The sequence below is a fragment of the Brucella sp. BE17 genome (genome assembly GCF_039545455.1).
Lineage (GTDB): Bacteria > Pseudomonadota > Alphaproteobacteria > Rhizobiales > Rhizobiaceae > Brucella.
On record NZ_CP154468.1, the window covers coordinates 74954 to 91035 of the forward strand.

Here is a 16082-nt window from a genome sequence, read left to right on the forward strand (position 1 = left end):
TCATCACCATTCAGTCGTCAGGTCATGGCCGGATATGCCGGCCATGACCTGTCCGTCAGCGGAAGTTGCCCTTGGTTTCGGGCGTCGCAATCGCTCCTATGAGGAAAAGGACGAAGACGGCCGCAGCAAAGATAGACAGCGATGTCGGAATATCCGCAGTCGTCGCACTGACAAGGGAGACGAAAGTGGGCAACATGCCGCCAATCGCAAAACCGATATTCCACGAGAGGCCGGTGCCACTGGCACGGATTTCGGTCGGAAAGCGCTCGTTCAGGAAAATCAGGACGGGAGCATAGCCTGCATTGCCGATAAAGGAGATTGCCATGGCATAGCACGTGATGACCGGAATACTGGTCGCCCCAGCCATGCCTAGATAGCAGACAGGCAGCAGGACGGCCGCAAACACACCGACAATCAGAAAGGTCTTCTTTCGCCCGATCCTGTCACTGAGCATCCCGATTCCCACAGCCGCCACGAAAGCCGAGATACTGCAGGCCATGAGGATCAACGATGTGACATGGTTCGGTATTTGGTTAACCACCTTGAGAAGTGTCGGCATATAGCCCGAGGTCAGGTAATAGCCTGCACCACCGCCTGTTGTGATGAGCAGATTGAGCAGCAGAATTCTACGATATTGTGTAGAGAACAGGCGCTTGAGAGGCGATTGGACCGCTGTCGCCTTGTTGGCTGCCTTACGGGCTTTCAATTCTTTCCAGAACGGCGATTCTTCAAGGTTCTTGAAGATGAACCAGCCAAGAAACGAACTGATTAGCCCGGAGAAGAACATCACGCGCCAGCCCCATTCGGCAAACGCTTCACCTGGAAAGGCCCAAGACGTCAGAAGAAAGGCGATCGATGCGAGCAATGCACCGATGGCCGCACCACCACCACCAACAAGGCCTGAAACCGCACCGCGCCAGTTCTCAGGCACGGATTCCGTTCCAATCGTATGCGTAGATGCGACAACACCACCGACGAAAATGCCTTGAATGAGGCGCAGGACGATGAAAATCAGCGGCGCAAACCATCCAATCTGATGAATGGTCGGGAGCAGACCGAAAGCAGCCGTGCTTATGCCCACACCAACGATGGCGATAAGCATAGCTCCTTTTCGACCATGCACATCGGCGAAATGGCCAAAAATTGCCGACCCGATCGGTCGCATCAGCAAGGTCACCGCGAAGGAAGCATACACAGCGGCAAGCGACCATGTGGCGTGCGTTGAAGGAAAGAAAAGTTGCCCGATAACGGGAGCAACGTAGAGAAGAATAAAAAGATCATAAAGGTCCAGCGACCACCCCAGAAGGGATGACGTAATGGCGCTCACGATCTGCTTGCGTTCTTTCGGGCTGGTGCCGACAGTGGCATCACTGATAGTCAAGACTGATCCTCCCGCCGGTTCTCCAAATAAGGTAAGCCGCCCCCGGCTATCGAGCGTCTTCCAGCCAAACTCGTTCGCGTTCGTTCATGCCGGGCAAACGCCTGCGGCACGCCTGATCCCCATACGAAGAGCGAGCGGGAAGATTTCAGTATTTTGGAAGAATTGGCGATATGGAGGAGTCTCGCAAATGACCGCTAAGTCTCATTATTTGCATTCACACCACCGGGCTGACTTTACTTCATATGGCGGAAGACGCTCTTATGACCCTGCGAAACTCTCCGGGAGGAACACCAAGATGATCGCGAAAGAAGCGATTAAAATGTGTGGGAGCCGAGAAACCCAGCCGCTCGCCGATATCGGAAAAGCTGTCATTGGAGTTCGCGCTGGCATCAACGGCTGCTTCGACCCGGATAACGTTGAAATAAACACGCGGGGACACGTGCGTGTTGGCTTCGAACAGGCGGAAAAAATGCGCACGCGACAAACCCACCTTACGGGCCAGTTTGTCAATGTCCTCGCCTTCGCGATGGTCATTACGCATTTCGTGTATCGCGCGACGGATGCGAAAATCGATCAGGGGACCGGCAGCAAGGCCCCGTACCGAGACACTGTGCTCACGCCAGGCCGAAAAACGTTCGATGACTGCAATCATCAGCTTTGCGAGTAGCTCCTCATGGCTCACGCGTGCGCCCGGACGGCTGATCATTTCTGCGACCAGGTCGTGGGAGGTCGTCTTGATGAGCCGCGAAAGCTCACCGGTCGGCTGGGTAAAAAAGCCAGGAGAACCGCTGGCCTGCCAACCGGTTCTGAATACCTTCAACCATTGGGGTTCGATATACAGCGCCAGAATGAGCGTTTTCGGCCTCTCGGGATCGTGCACATAGCTATGCGGTTCCCATCCATTCACCAGAACTGCATTATTGTCGGTCAAAGGCACGATGCGGTCGCCAACTGCAAAGAACGTATCGGCACCCTCGACCTTAAGCAGTACGTGACAATGCGGATGCGCATGTCGAACAAGAGGGCGGTCCATATCAAGGAGTGCCACTCTCCCAAAGTCGCCATAAGCTATCCGAAGTACTTCCGACATCGTTCCTCCCTGAATGTTAACTTGACTGAAATTTACATGCATAGTCAGCTAAAGGCAAAGTGGTCCTTCGTCCGGGCGGTTGATCGCAGTGAAGCCACGAGATAAAGGTATCCCATTGACAAAAGAAGCCACATTCGCCTCAAACACGCTGCCAATCCGATTAAATGCCGGTGATGATCCATTGGACATTTTGACGCGTGCCGCCCAATGGTGGGAGCAAGGCCACGGGGCAGCGCTTGTCACTTTGGTTGAGATACGCGGTGGCGCAGCCCGTGCGCTTGGCGCGCAAATGGCGGTGCGTGCAGATGGTCTTTATTGCGGCTATATCTCCGGGGGATGTACGGAGGCCGCCGTTGCAGCGGAGGCTATGCAGGCCATCGAGAACGGTCTTGACCGGTTCCTGAAACTTGGTGAAGGCTCGCCGTTTTTTGATATCATGCTTCCCTGCGGCGGCGGGCTTAATCTGGCAATCCACGTGCTGAGAAGCTCTATCGAGATCAGAACCATGCTTGAACAGGTTATGAATCATAGGTCTCCGGCATCCCTAGCATATGATCCTGCGACCCAGAGGCTGACAGCCACATCAGATATCGACATAGGTGATTGGCGCGACGGAATCTTTTTGACGTCATATCGCCCAAAAGTCCGGCTTTTGCTGGCGGGAAGCCGCCACGAAGTAGAAATGTGCGCCAAGGTCGGACGGGCTATGGAGTATGATGTCAGTGTGATATCCGACCGTAGCCGGATGTGCTGGCATTTCGATGCTGATACCGCGGTCGCTCTGCTCTTTCACGATCTGGACAAGGAATTGCCGGTACTCCGGGCAGCCCTTGAATCCGATTGCTTCTACATAGGTGCACTGGGAAGTAAGAGGACCCACGAAAGACGCGTCAAGGCGTTAGAAGAACTCGGCGTCCCAGCCCAATCCATGCTGCGCATCAAAGCCCCCATAGGATTGATCCCCAAGGCGCGCGACACTGCGACCATCGCCGTATCCGTTATGGCCGAAATCGCGGCCACCCGTAAAAATAACTGACGTGCCAGGCTCTGGCAGGCCAGGTAGGACGTAATCGACCCTACTTTTTTGGAGACCTTCCGAGTCAGATCTTCGAGTATCAGTTCTTACAGTGACGAGCGCTTCTAGCTTTTAGTCCGATACTGATGCTGTACGTAACCAAGCATTTCACTAATTTCGCTCGCGGCCTTCATCAGACTTTCGAGGTAAGCATTGCGGTTACGCAAACCGTCTTCCCGAGGCGCGACAAGGCAGAGGGTGGCGATGCATGCGCCATCTGCCTGATAAATAGGTACGGCAAAGCAGTGGGTAAAATTCTCCACTTCACTGTTGAAGGTGAAAAAGCGTTCACGGCTGGCTTGACGGACCTGCTTAATGAAATCTGCCGGTTCCATCCTGCGACCATCCGGCAAAATAAAGTCTTCCGGTGGGATTAGATCAAGGATCTGCTGGTCGCTCAAATGCGAAACAAGTAGACGGCCGGACGCTGTCCAGACGATAGAGACTAGTTCACCGACATTCGACGAGATTCGAAACGGGCGAATACCCTCGCGCATCATGGCAACCGTATATTTTCGTCCCTCAAGCAGGCACATCTGCGCTGTCTCGCGGGTTTCTTCCGCAAGTCGCGTCAGCATTCGGTCGCATTCGCGCATCAGGTCGAACTGTTCGGCATAGGCCGTGCCGAGGAAATAGAGACGACGGCCGAGGAACACTCGACCGTCGTCGCCCTGATAATCCAGCATGCCGTGGTTGAGCAGAAGGTTGACCAGCTCGTAGACCGACGAGCGAGGTGCCCCAATTTCCGAGGCGATCTCGTTTGGCCGCATGGGCTGCCGCTTCACGCGTAAAAACTCCAGGATATCGAAAGCGCGATCCAGTCCCCTCGTGCGTCGCGATACAGTATCGGCTTCCGTATCGGTCATGCTGTTCTCCAAATCTTGTCAGGCGCGGTCGGCACGGTAAGCAATGCAGTCCACTTCTACCTTGCAATCGACCATCATACTTGACTGAACGCAAGCGCGGGCCGGTGGATTGGTGCCAAAGTATTCTGCATAGACGCCGTTGAAGCTCCAGAAGTCGCGGGGATCGTCCAGCCAGACACCAATGCGGACAACGTCTTCCACGCCGTAACCAGCCTCGTGTAAGATGGCGATCAGATTTTCAATAGCCTTGCGGGTTTCAGCGACGATTCCGCCGCGCACGATCTCACCATTTTCCATCGGAACCTGGCCGGAAACATGTAGCCACCCATTGGCTTCTACAGCTCTGGCGAAGGGAAGGGGCTGTCCGCCTGCACCGGTTTCCCCGGCACCGTAACGCTTTATCGTCATTGCACTTTCCCTTTTTTAGTTGAAACTGGATGTCTTGAGAAATTCAGCAAGCCGTTCGGATTTCGGCCTGATGAACATCTCTTTAGGGTCGCCCTCTTCACAGATGATGCCCTGATTCATGAAAATCACGCGGCTGGAAACCTCGTATGCGAAGCGCATTTCATGGGTGACGAGCAACATGCTCATGCCGTCTGCAGCCAGGCCCTTGATGACCTGCAGCACTTCACCGACCAGCTCAGGGTCGAGTGCCGACGTTACTTCGTCGAACAGCATCAGTTGTGGCGACATGGCAATGGCGCGGGCAATCGCGACGCGCTGCTGCTGGCCGCCCGACAGCTGGCCGGGGAAATGGCCACCACGTGAACCGAGGCCCACGCGCTCAAGCCACTTTTCGCCGATGGTTCGGGCTTCATCGCGGCTCATTTTCTTGACCTTGATCAGGCCGAGCATGACGTTCTGTAGCGCTGTCATGTGGGGGAAGAGGTTGAATTGCTGGAAAGCCATGCCTGTCATGGCGCGCTGGCGGGCAATTTCTTTTTCGCTTTTCCGCTTGCGGGTGCTGCCGGAATATTCGTAACCGATCTCTTCCCCCGCCAGGCGGATGTGTCCGCCCTCGAACTCTTCCAGCATATTGATGCAACGAAGCATTGTTGTCTTGCCGGAGCCGGAAGAGCCGATGATCGAGATGACTTCGCCCTCATGCATTGTGGTGTCGACGCCTTTTAAGACTTCAAGCGGGCCATATTGCTTTCGCAGTCCCTGGATTTCGAGAAGTATTTTGCTCATGACATGCGGCCTCAGGACGGGACAGCGGTCTTGCGTTCGACGTATTTGCCAAAGCGCTCGATGCTGTAGTTGATGACGAAATAGAGAAGCCCGGCGAAGAAATAGAACTGCAGGCTCATGAAATTGCGCGAGATGATCTCTTGCGTACGCAGCAGAAGCTCGGCAACGCCGATGACTGAAAGCAGCGTCGAGGCCTTGACCATCTCTGCTGCTGTGTTGACCCAAGCCGGCAGGAACTGCCGTAATGCCTGCGGCCACAGCACAGAGGTAAAGGTCTGGCTGAAGGTCAGGCCGATCGCCTTGGCGGCTTCAGTCTGACCCTTGGGAATAGCCTGCAGGCCACCTCGGACAATTTCGCCGACATGGGAGGAACAGAAGATGGCGAGAGCAAACACGCCCGCCTGAAACGGTCCGAGCGCGATGCCGACAGCTGACAGTACATAATAGCTGGCCAAAACCAGCACAAGAACCGGCGTACCGCGGATGAAGTCAGTATAGGCACGGACGAAAAAGCGCAGCACACGATTGCCGTAGACCAGCGAGAGGCCGACAAACACACCGAGCACGGAGCCTGCAAGGATTGCCAGAAGCGAGATCGATACCGTGACACCGAGGCCTTTGAGGATGACGTAACGCGCCAGCCAGACCTGATCAAAGAAAGCGGAAAAATCCATCATGACATCACCTCGGGACAGTCAGACGGCGCTCGACAAAACGCATCAGCGCGGCGAGCACAAAACAGGTGGTGACGTAAAGACCCGATACGACGATCCAAGTCTCGACGATACGGAACGTCTCGACATTGATCTTACGTGCTTCGAAGGTCAGTTCCGGCACGGCGATAGCGGCAGCAAGCGATGTGTCCTTGAACAGCGAAATGATCGTCGACGACAGGGATGGCAACACATTGCGGAACATCAGCGGTGCGATGATCGACGTGCGGATCTGCATAGGTGTTAAACCGATGGCGAGACCGGCTTCCGTCAAACCACGCGGGATAGACAACAGGCCAGCGCGAAATACCTCGGCCAGATAGGCTCCAGAATAGATCGCCAGGACTGCAACGAAACTTTCGATCTTGCCAAGCCGCACGCCAAGCTGCGGCAAGGCGAAATAGGCAAACAGCACCAGCACGAGGATCGGTAGGTTGCGAATGATCGTGACGTAGGTCGCAGCCGGAGCTTTGATCCAGACATTCTTCGAAATCAGCGCGAAAGCGACAAGCAAACCGATCAGCGCGCCGATCAGAATGGCAACAAAAGCAAGGCCGAGACTGAGCAGAAGACCTGCAAGAAGCTGGTCGAAACTGCGCCAGACGGCGGCAAAATTGAGCGTGTAGCCCATGGCGTCATCCTGCCATAGTAGTAGAGCGAGCAGGACGAAGAGCTCAGCTCTTCGTCCATATGAGACAAGCCGGTGGGCTTACTTGTATTCGACAGGGAAGCCGATTTCTGGCGGCGTCAGTTCCTTGCCGAACCATGTCTTGTAGGAGTCGGCATAGAAATCGAACTCGACGCCGGTCATCGCTTCATGCAGAGCCGTGTTGACGAAGTTCAGCCAATCCTGGTCGCCACGCTTAACGCCGCAAGCGTAAGTTTGCGGGTTCCAACCATAGCCGGCATCCTTGTAACGCCCCTCGTTCTGGGTCATGTACCAGCTAAGCGACGACTGGTCGGTGGCGGCAGCGTCGGAGCGACCGGATTCCAGCGCCTGATAGATCAGGTCAACGGATTCGTACTGGTCAACCTTTGCATCCGGCAAGGCTGCATGAACCATGGCTTCAGCGTAGACGTTTTGCAAAACAGAGATGGTGACGGAAGACCCAGCTGCCTTCAACGCTTCATAATCAGCGTATTTGCCGTTTGCCTTGAGCATCAGGCCAACGCCTTCACGGTAGTAAGGAATGGTGAAGGCGATTTGCTGCGCGCGTTCGCCGGTCACGGTCATGAACTGGCAGGTCAGGTCAACCTTGTTGGTGGTGATGTTTGGAATACGGGCGTCGGAAGACTGATTGACATATTCAATCTTGTTTGGATCGCCAAACAGGGCCTTGGCGACGATGCGGCCCATATCAACGTCAAAGCCCTGCAGCTTGTCATCAGCGCTCTTGAAGTGCCAAGGCGCGTTCGTGCTCCCGGTGCCCAGAACGAGGTGGCCGCGAGCAAGCACTTCATCGAGTTTGCTGCCGTCGGCGAGAACCGGTGTGGTGGAAAGGAATGTGGCGGCAACCAGAGACATGATGCCGGTGCGGAAAGAAATGGTCATTGCGTTCCCCTATGAACTGGACACTGCTTTGAATCCAATATAATGGACACATGTCTGTTTTACTGGATCGCCCTATCAGGTATCATAGAGAATGTCTTGTCAAGAGGCCGTAGCTTATAATTGGTGCGGCGCCGTGAAGTGATGTTTTTTGCAAAAACCTCCTACTTGGAAGCATCGAGGAATTTATACCATTCTCACCCAGCGACATTGACGTAGCCAACCCCTAAGAAAATTGCTTCGATCCCTACATAAATTGCTGGTTAACACCGTGCGTAGCTCTATAAGCTTCGCTCTTAGAGCAGATCATAGCTTTGAACTGTTGACCGACCTCGTAGCAGCATTATGGGTGTCAAAGGCACTCTTCAGTGACAACTCACGTCCGTGCATCGTAGGGTGGGGCAGACATGAAAAATTGGCGAAAGAAACCAACAATGAATGTCAGTCGCGGCCAGTCATTTGCAGTCGCCCTAACACGATCCCGCAAGTCCTTTGGATTTAAGATATCAGCAGAGGCTTTTGACGGTTTTTTGCAAGAAGCAACATAATCGGATACCCTTACAATGGGCATTATGCGCATGGGGAAGCTTTTCGAAAAAATCTAGCAGCGGGTGAGCTTGCTCAGAAGCTTGATGTGAACTGCTTTGCGTCTGAAATCGTCAGGATGTAGCGCTGCGATAAGTCTTCTCCTTGATGACAAATGTTTATTCGAGAAGACGGAAACAATATGCGACTGGTTCGATATCACTTTTTTGAATACTCTAATTATGATTTATATGGATTTTCAGATTCGACTTGTTTTCTCGTTTTGAGGCATTTTCAGGTTGAACTGCTCCGCCTGTTCACCAAAATGACTTTAGGGGTGCTCAAACTTGGATTGCAGGACGTTAACAATTGAAAAACGCTAAGCGACGTACGACTGCTCAGGACGTAGCGCAGTTCGCCGGAACCTCTCAATCTGCGGTCAGCAGAGTTTTCACCCCCGGTGCCAGCGTTTCAACGGAGTTGCGAAAGCGTATCCTTAAAGCCGCCAATGAGTTGGGCTATCGGCCAAACGCCTTTGCACGTTCGCTTATCACCCGCCGCTCCGGCATGGTTGCCGTCACAATGGCGATGATGCACAATCCCTATAATGCGAAACTGATCGAAGTTTTAACCAGTCGGTTACAGGATCAGGGCTATCAGGTTCTGCTATTTTCAGCGCCTCATGGTTCAAGTGCGAGTCTGCTGCTCGAACAGATCATGCAATATCAGGTTGAGGCCGTTATTCTGGGTTCGACAGGCTTGTCACCTTTGCAAACCAGCGAGTGCCAGCTGGCTGGCGTGCCGATTATCATGTTTAATCCATCGCTGGAAGATACAGGCATTTCGATGGTTCTCGGTGAAAACGAGAGAGCCGGTGAAATGATTGGCGATTTTCTAGTCAAGGGTGGTCACAAAAGGATGGCTTTTGTCAGCGGACATGAAGGTACCGTGGGAAGCCATCATCGTGAGGTGGGCTTTACCCGTGCGGTTGTGAATGCTGGTCTGCCTGAACCGATCCGTGTCAATGGTGATTATGATATTCATACAACCGCAAAAGTGATGCGTGACCTTCTTAATCGCCGGGACCGGCCTGACGCTGTTTTCTGCGCGAATGATTCCACCGCAATTACTTGTCTCGACGTTGCACGATATGAGTTTGGCTTAAAAGTGCCGGATGATATTTCGATCGTTGGTTTCGATGATATGCCGCAATCGCGCCTGCCCGGTTTTGATCTCACAACCTATGCGCAGCCGGTAACCCCATTTGTTGATCTGACAATCGGGATCGTCAATGATTTTGTACGCGACCCGTCACAGGCGCCGCGACGCATCACGGTGGCTGGTGAGTTTCTGATCAGAGGAACCGCCCGCATACCCGATGGCATGACACGCCGCCCCAAGGAAAATCTATAAAACCTTAATCGTGATAAGCCAAAAACTCCATGCGCCGGATTGGACGCATGGAGTTTTGACATTTAGTATCTGAAGCTCTGGGCCTATTCAGATGTTACAAAGTGGCGGACCACATTTGCCGTGAGCGTTGAGACCGGGTTGTCATATCCATTCATGGGGAGACAACCGATCCAGCAGATCGAGCCAACAGAAAACACCGCACCACCGCCCGATATATCAAGCCAGGTCAGATCAGCCCGCACCAAGGGGTTTTTTGAGCCACCCTGCTGCGGGAGCATATTGGTATAGTCTTCAATCACTGGCTGGAAATACTCGCTGTGATTAATGGATGAGGCCAGTACTTCGGTTGCCGCTGGCGTGCCATGCAAATAATCCGTGTGATCAATTTCATCACCGGCGGCACCACCCAGCATCATGCCATCTTCACCCAGAAGGTCGCTTTCAACATTGTTGAATATCCAAGCTCTTGGTCCGCTGCGCGCGGTCTCGCTGATCTTATAGGGAGAGGCACGGCCCCAGCCCACAGCACCCATGCCAATGCCGGTCAAGCGATGCGGGCTGCGGCCTTTATTGCGCCACAAGCCACCTTCTTCACCGCTAAATGCGTGTACTACTTCGCCGGGGGGGGACGTCCAGTTTCTTGCACCCGTATAGCCACGGCGCACCTCGATCATATCCGGCCGGTCTGGATGATAGGTCGTGGTCCAGTAAAAGCCATTTCCGCCCAAATACATAAGATTGCCGCCATCGCCAACATAGTCCTGAATCGCATCCAGCATGCGTTCAGAAACATATTCGGGATGCGAACCTGTGATCACTACCTTATAGCCATCAAGCGCGCTGCGGCCTTCAAGATGAAGGTCTTCATCCGTTAGCACGTCAAACTCGAAACCCTGTTCGGTGAGCCAGTCCAGCAGATAAAAATCGGCAGGAAAATGCCGGTAAGAATTGTTGAGCCAATTGCGGTGGAATGGTCGAAAATTCAGCATTGGACGCAAGCGTGAGACATACGCAACACCTGCACCGTCAAGATGGTTGTCATATATGGACAAGCCAAGTTCGGGGTGGCAGGCTACATAGAGATCGGCAGCTTGCGGCTCGACGGGTTCATTCTTCATCAAAGAGAGTTCGGCAACGCCGATTTCACTTAAAGAATTGGTTTCATTGCCATAGGCCAGATATGTATTGGTGGGCGCGAGGAAAACCGCGCGGGCTTTCCGGCTATTGATGGATGGACGCACATAGAATGGAATCCAGTCTTCAGCGCCGCCGTCAAATATTTTCAGGGCATAGACGCCGCTTTTCCAGCTATCGCCAATTGGAAGGCTAAGGCTTTTTTCCCAATCACCGCCGGCGACCATGTCGGCATGAAACAAAATCGCATCATATTCATGCGGGGCAATTTTATAGTGATTGTGGCGGCCGCTCCATTCCGGGCCAGTGACGGCACGCATCGGTGCATTGACCAGCGTTGCCGTTGGACCGCCCTCAATCTGGTTTGAAATATCAAACCGTCGGGGCTCCACACCAAAGGACCATGCTGCCCAAACAGCTGTGCCCAGAACATTGGAAAGGTCATTGCCGCGCAAAATCTGACTTACCTGCGAAGCATTGGCTGCGCCACTGGCAAGCGACAGAGAAGCAATCTTGCCGGTAAAATGGTTTGCGACAATCGTCTCACGCTGCTCTGCGGCCAGAATAACAATCTGACCTTTTTCGTGACCCAGCAGACTGTCGGCATTCGTGTATTCCATCACATCCAGCGGCAGCGAATAGCTGGCACGCGAAACACTGCGCAACGCGATACGGATCACGGATCCTTCAAGAGTGATAACAACCCGGTACCAGGCAAGCGTGGATAATGTTTGAGACAACTCACCCACAACCCGGCCTGCAATGACAAGCTGAAGCTTTGCATTCTCAATACGCAACGCAAGAGCACGGCCGATAGAAAGAAGGGTCTGTGTGCTCCTGCCTTCGAGAATTGTCGGCAGAAAAGCAAAGCTGATCGTCGTTTCCCGCTGGCAGAGCAGGCCGCGCTCATCCTGAAACGTCAGATAAGACCCGATTGACGATAGCTGAAGCTTACCCGGATAGGATTTTGCAAGCGGTGCTTCAACGCGGAACAGTTTTTTACCCGGCGCGCCTTCACGATCATCGATACTTTGAATACGCCAAACTTCCGCCTCGTATGAGCCATTGGGTGCACTGATATAAAAATTGAGTTCTTCGCCAGCACGGGCGCTGAGCCGGTCCGAATAACCCATAATCTGGTGCGGTTTAATTGCGGTGGGCATGAGATGATTTCTTTTCTTTAGACTGTCCTCAGAGTGTGCAGTTAAGAACTCTGAGGACAGGCATGAAAACCAGATAGAGCGGCGCGGTTTATGCGCCACATAAAGACCGCTCTAAGCGAATAAGATTAAACTGCTCTGCGTCGCAGGTTTTTGTTCAGGAAACCTGACAGGGAGACTGCAATCAGCAACATTGCACCATTGAAAAGATCCTGCACCCAAGGGGCAAAACCGAGCTGCTGAAGGCCGCTCACACCTGCGCCGAGCAGAAAGACGCCAACAAGTGTGCCCCAGACGTTGAATTTTCCGGGTGTAATGGTGGTGAGGCCGAGAAAAGCACCTGCATAGGCTGGTAGCAGATAGCCCATGGCGATCATCGGCTGGCCTGAACCGAGCTGACTGCCACTCACAATGGCCGCAAAGGCTGCAATGCCACCCGCAAGGGCAAATGCGACCGCAACCGTCTTGGTGATGTTAATGCCAATGAGCTTCGATGCCGCACGATTGTCACCGACCGCACGCATATGCCTGCCCAGCGCAGTATGCTCAAACAAAAAATAAAGGAAAATTGCTGTCATGAAGACATACCAGACAGGGAAATCAATACCAAACAGCTTGCCCTGACCAAATGTATAAAATGAGTCTGGCAGAATACCCGTTATAATTGCTCCACCTGAATAGCCCATTCCGATACCACCGAGAATGGTTGCAAGCCCCATGGTTGCGACAAAGGAACTGACATAGAGGCCTCTGATCAAGAAAGCATTGAACAGGCCCACGAGACAGCCAGCGCTCACCAGAAGCACGGCGATAAGCGGCCATGGAAGAGTGCTTTGTGACACAAGTCCAATGATGAGAACCTGACAAAGCCCCATAAGCGCTGCAAAAGACAGGTCAAACTCACCGACGATCAGCACGCCGAGAATAGATAAAGATAAAAGCGCAATGATGGATTGCGATGTGGCAATCGATAACAGATTACGCGTAGTCAGATAGGTGTCTGGCTTGAGAAAAGCGAATGTCAGAACGAGTGCAATCACGATCAGCACCAGGCCGTATTTTCCAGTGAGCGCCTCAAAGAGACCGCCTGAGACAAACGACTTCTTTTCAGGAATTGCGGTAGCTTTCATTATGTAACCTCATGCGTAAGCTGGGCGACAGCTTCAGGATCAAATGGCTGGTCAACGAGTTCTCGCCCGATCCTCCCATGTGCAAGAACGTAGATGCGATCGCTGACGGCTGCGACTTCGTCATGATCCGAAGATGTAAGAAGGAAGCTGACGCCGTCATCCGCTTTCCGGCGCATCAATGCGTAAAGCGCGTTTCGCGTTGGCATATCCACGCCAGCGGTCGGTTCATCCAGAATGACTAATTTGGGATTCGCGTCAAAGCCGCGCGCGACGATGACTTTCTGCGCGTTCCCGCCCGACAATTCCGATATTAACGCATCGGCATTTGCAGGTTTCACGCCATATTCAGCAATGGCCCTGACCGTTGTTGCTCGTTCCTGACGCCGGGAGCGGACTAAACTTGGCAAAGACGATGTAGTTGGATTAAGAAACAGGTTCTCAATCAGGTTCATGGTTGCAGCCGTTGTCAGCGTTCTGTCACCACTGATAAAGACAATGCCCTCCTTCATGGCTGAAGCAGGCGTGGCTGGAACATATGGCCTTCCGGCCAGTTCAATCCTGCCTTCTGATTTTGCCAAACCAAAAAGCAGTTTTCCCAAATCTTCCTGACCTGCACCGCGCAGGCCGACACAGCCGACAATTTCACCTTTGCGAACAGTCAGATCAACCGATTGTAAGCCGTGTGCTGTGCTGACATTCTCAAGCGTGAGCATTGAAGCGACACTTGTTGGTACAGGCGCGCGACGCTCACGTCCATCGGTTACCTTATCCGACATCATCGAGACAAGATCGGCCTCGCTCAGGCCTGTGGTCGTGCCCGTATGATAAAGTAAACCATCGCGAACAACCGTCACATGATCGGCGATCGTCAGCACTTCGCGCAGCCTGTGACTGACATAAATCATGCCAATGCCCTGCTGGCTGAGATGCCGCAACACCTTGAACAGCAAGTCAACATCGCTGCCGGGCAAAGTGGCTGTCGGCTCATCCAAGACCAGCAACCGCGCATTACGCCCCAATGCGCGGGCAATGGCCACTAATGCTTTTTCTGCAAGCGAAAGCTCTGATACTTCTTTTTCGGGGTCGATAGCAACGCCAAGCATATTCAGGCACTTGCGTGCCGTTTGATTGACGCTGCGCCAGTTAACCAGCCCCGCCCGTTTCGGGTAACCTGCGCCGAGAACAATGTTCTCGGCAACAGTCATGGAAGGGATCAGACCCAGATCCTGATGAATAAAGGCAATCGCAGGACGACCATCATCACTTTCAGCAAACTGGATAGAGCCGCCATCTTCCTTATAGATCTCAGCGAGGATCTTAATGAAGGTGGATTTTCCGGCACCATTCTCACCAATGAGCGCATGAATCTGACCCGGAAGCACTTCCATGCTAAAGGATTTCAAGGCTTTCGTTGCACCGAAAGATTTACTGACATTCTTCGCTATCAGGAGCGGCTGTTCCGCGTAGTTTGCTACGCTCAGGGTCATTTTTTACCCCACATCTTCTTATAATGATCTCGGAAATCAATATCGTAGGCCTGTTCTGCAAGACCCGTCTCAGGGCAGGTAGCCTTCACAACCATGAAGGCCGGAATATTCTGCTTCTGCGGCTCGCTTTTATTGAAGACCCGGTTCATCTGATCGACGCCCGCCCAACCAGACCAGCTAAGTAAAGTCACAGCAACTGCACCAACCTGTCCCTGACGGCATAATTGCATTTGTTGCGCATTGCCATCATAGCCAACGACCTTAACATCGGAACGACCCGCAGCACGCAATGCAGGCACGATCAGGCCATCCAGTGTGCCATATGGCGATACAATATAGTTAAGGTCATCACCAAAGCGGGCAACAAGACTCTGCACGAGCTGCTGGATATAAGATGGATTTGCTCCCTGCGAGACTGTCAGGTTAACGGAATCAAGAATTTTACAATCGGCGCAGTTTTCAAAAGCCTTCGCAACATTGCTTTGACGTTCAATCACGGCCTGAAATTCATCGGCGCGCAGCAACACGGCCTTTGCAGTCCCGCCACTATCTGCGATCATCCATTTACCCATCTGTTCGCCTTGAGCGGCAAACTCACGGTCAACATGGGCTGCAAAGAGATCGCTGTCAGACGCGATTTCAGCACCGTTGACGACAGGAATATCGCGTTCCTGTGCATACCGTAGGCCATCGCGGATCAGCGAAGGCGCAATTGCAATTGTGATGATACCATCGACGCCGGCATTCACGGCTGTGCGGATGGCCGCATTATAGATCGCAGGGTCACCCTTGCCATCCACCACGGTAGCAGTCCAGCCAGCGGCCGTTGCAGCTTCTTTTGCGCCTGCCGCGTCGATTGCGCAATTTGATGCCTGATGGCAAGAAATAATTGTAATGGACTTGCCTTCGGCCATTGGTGGCGATTGCGTCGGTCCCGGCCATTCCCCCCGATTGCGGGAGGAGTTTTCAACATATTGCTTTGCTTCAGAGATCACATCTTCGCTGGTTGCAGCAATGACCGAGGCTGAACTGGCCAATAAAACAGCCAACGAAAAAGCAGCGGCAATTTTGTACATCTTGATACTCCCATTTGCATCCATTCAGAAATCGATAAAGGGTCTATGACGCTCACTTGCACGAGCCCCTTCAAACTTCATATTCGACGTGAAGCCCCCATACTGGTGGGGTTGTTTTTGTAATCACGGCATTGTTCCCTAAATCAATGCATACGTTATCTGCATAATATTCATATGTCTACAGTGACTTAATATCCGGCCGAAATTATTTAATTATGGTAATTAATTGTTTTAATTAAATAAATACACTTATGCTCCCCCGGCATGTTCAGAATTGAATATCGTCGGA

Annotated in this window: 14 protein-coding genes; 2 read left to right on the plus strand and 12 right to left on the minus strand. The window is 52.9% G+C overall.

The window, feature by feature from the left end:
* Nucleotides 1-55: 55 nt before the first annotated feature.
* Together AAIB41_RS11800 and AAIB41_RS11805 are read right to left on the minus strand one after the other, a co-directional pair.
* Nucleotides 56-1381: an MFS transporter gene (locus tag AAIB41_RS11800; RefSeq protein WP_343315483.1), complete on the minus strand. Its 1326-nt coding sequence runs from the start codon at nt 1379-1381 to the stop codon at nt 56-58.
* Nucleotides 1382-1619: 238 nt separating this feature from the next.
* Nucleotides 1620-2471 carry an AraC family transcriptional regulator gene (locus AAIB41_RS11805; RefSeq protein ID WP_343315484.1) on the minus strand — a complete coding sequence of 284 codons (852 nt, stop codon included), beginning with the start codon at nt 2469-2471 and terminating at the stop codon, nt 1620-1622.
* Between the two features lie 181 nt (nt 2472-2652).
* Between AAIB41_RS11805 and AAIB41_RS11810 the strand changes: the two genes are divergently transcribed.
* On the plus strand, nt 2653-3507 hold the full coding sequence (locus AAIB41_RS11810) for an XdhC family protein (protein ID WP_343315485.1): 855 nt from the start codon (nt 2653-2655) through the stop codon (nt 3505-3507).
* Between the two features lie 104 nt (nt 3508-3611).
* Here AAIB41_RS11810 and AAIB41_RS11815 read toward each other — a convergent pair whose 3' ends face one another.
* From AAIB41_RS11815 to AAIB41_RS11840, 6 genes are all read right to left on the minus strand, one after another.
* Nucleotides 3612-4412, minus strand: a complete 801-nt coding sequence (locus AAIB41_RS11815; RefSeq protein WP_343315486.1) for an IclR family transcriptional regulator — start codon at nt 4410-4412, stop codon at nt 3612-3614.
* An 18-nt stretch (nt 4413-4430) separates the two neighbouring features.
* Nucleotides 4431-4820: a RidA family protein gene (locus AAIB41_RS11820; protein ID WP_343315487.1), complete on the minus strand. Its 390-nt coding sequence runs from the start codon at nt 4818-4820 to the stop codon at nt 4431-4433.
* A 15-nt stretch (nt 4821-4835) separates the two neighbouring features.
* Complete coding sequence (locus AAIB41_RS11825) at nt 4836-5606, minus strand: amino acid ABC transporter ATP-binding protein (protein WP_343315488.1); 771 nt, start codon at nt 5604-5606, stop codon at nt 4836-4838.
* Nucleotides 5607-5617: 11 nt separating this feature from the next.
* Nucleotides 5618-6283 (minus strand): amino acid ABC transporter permease, encoded by a 666-nt coding sequence (locus AAIB41_RS11830; RefSeq protein ID WP_343315489.1) that lies wholly within the window; start codon nt 6281-6283, stop codon nt 5618-5620.
* A 4-nt stretch (nt 6284-6287) separates the two neighbouring features.
* Nucleotides 6288-6950, minus strand: coding sequence for an amino acid ABC transporter permease (locus AAIB41_RS11835; RefSeq protein ID WP_343315490.1), 663 nt, complete (start codon nt 6948-6950; stop codon nt 6288-6290).
* A 78-nt stretch (nt 6951-7028) separates the two neighbouring features.
* Complete coding sequence (locus tag AAIB41_RS11840) at nt 7029-7871, minus strand: transporter substrate-binding domain-containing protein (RefSeq protein WP_343315491.1); 843 nt, start codon at nt 7869-7871, stop codon at nt 7029-7031.
* 891 nt (nt 7872-8762) lie between these two features.
* Here AAIB41_RS11840 and AAIB41_RS11845 point away from each other — a divergent pair.
* Nucleotides 8763-9806, plus strand: coding sequence for a LacI family DNA-binding transcriptional regulator (locus AAIB41_RS11845; protein WP_343315492.1), 1044 nt, complete (start codon nt 8763-8765; stop codon nt 9804-9806).
* Between the two features lie 83 nt (nt 9807-9889).
* Here the strand turns inward: AAIB41_RS11845 and AAIB41_RS11850 are convergent, their stop codons facing one another.
* The 4 genes from AAIB41_RS11850 to AAIB41_RS11865 form a co-directional block, all read right to left on the minus strand.
* On the minus strand, nt 9890-12103 hold the full coding sequence (locus AAIB41_RS11850; protein ID WP_343315493.1) for a N,N-dimethylformamidase beta subunit family domain-containing protein: 2214 nt from the start codon (nt 12101-12103) through the stop codon (nt 9890-9892).
* 125 nt (nt 12104-12228) lie between these two features.
* On the minus strand, nt 12229-13230 hold the full coding sequence (locus AAIB41_RS11855) for an ABC transporter permease (protein ID WP_343315494.1): 1002 nt from the start codon (nt 13228-13230) through the stop codon (nt 12229-12231).
* Nucleotides 13230-14717, minus strand: coding sequence for a sugar ABC transporter ATP-binding protein (locus tag AAIB41_RS11860; RefSeq protein ID WP_343315495.1), 1488 nt, complete (start codon nt 14715-14717; stop codon nt 13230-13232). The genes AAIB41_RS11855 and AAIB41_RS11860 overlap by 1 nt, the downstream gene beginning before the upstream one ends.
* Nucleotides 14714-15793: a substrate-binding domain-containing protein gene (locus AAIB41_RS11865; RefSeq protein WP_343315496.1), complete on the minus strand. Its 1080-nt coding sequence runs from the start codon at nt 15791-15793 to the stop codon at nt 14714-14716. The genes AAIB41_RS11860 and AAIB41_RS11865 overlap by 4 nt, the downstream gene beginning before the upstream one ends.
* Nucleotides 15794-16082 lie beyond the last annotated feature (289 nt).

Excerpts from the sequence above, each read along its gene's own strand:
- AAIB41_RS11805 (WP_343315484.1), bottom strand. The coding sequence starts at position 2,471 with ATGTCGGAAGTACTTCGGATAGCTTATGGCGACTTTGGGAGAGTGGCA.
- AAIB41_RS11815 (WP_343315486.1), bottom strand. The coding sequence starts at position 4,412 with ATGACCGATACGGAAGCCGATACTGTATCGCGACGCACGAGGGGACTG.
- AAIB41_RS11820 (WP_343315487.1), bottom strand. The coding sequence starts at position 4,820 with ATGACGATAAAGCGTTACGGTGCCGGGGAAACCGGTGCAGGCGGACAG.
- AAIB41_RS11825 (WP_343315488.1), bottom strand. The coding sequence starts at position 5,606 with ATGAGCAAAATACTTCTCGAAATCCAGGGACTGCGAAAGCAATATGGC.
- AAIB41_RS11830 (WP_343315489.1), bottom strand. The coding sequence starts at position 6,283 with ATGATGGATTTTTCCGCTTTCTTTGATCAGGTCTGGCTGGCGCGTTAC.
- AAIB41_RS11835 (WP_343315490.1), bottom strand. The coding sequence starts at position 6,950 with ATGGGCTACACGCTCAATTTTGCCGCCGTCTGGCGCAGTTTCGACCAG.
- AAIB41_RS11840 (WP_343315491.1), bottom strand. The coding sequence starts at position 7,871 with ATGACCATTTCTTTCCGCACCGGCATCATGTCTCTGGTTGCCGCCACA.
- AAIB41_RS11850 (WP_343315493.1), bottom strand. The coding sequence starts at position 12,103 with ATGCCCACCGCAATTAAACCGCACCAGATTATGGGTTATTCGGACCGG.
- AAIB41_RS11855 (WP_343315494.1), bottom strand. The coding sequence starts at position 13,230 with ATGAAAGCTACCGCAATTCCTGAAAAGAAGTCGTTTGTCTCAGGCGGT.
- AAIB41_RS11860 (WP_343315495.1), bottom strand. The coding sequence starts at position 14,717 with ATGACCCTGAGCGTAGCAAACTACGCGGAACAGCCGCTCCTGATAGCG.
- AAIB41_RS11865 (WP_343315496.1), bottom strand. The coding sequence starts at position 15,793 with ATGTACAAAATTGCCGCTGCTTTTTCGTTGGCTGTTTTATTGGCCAGT.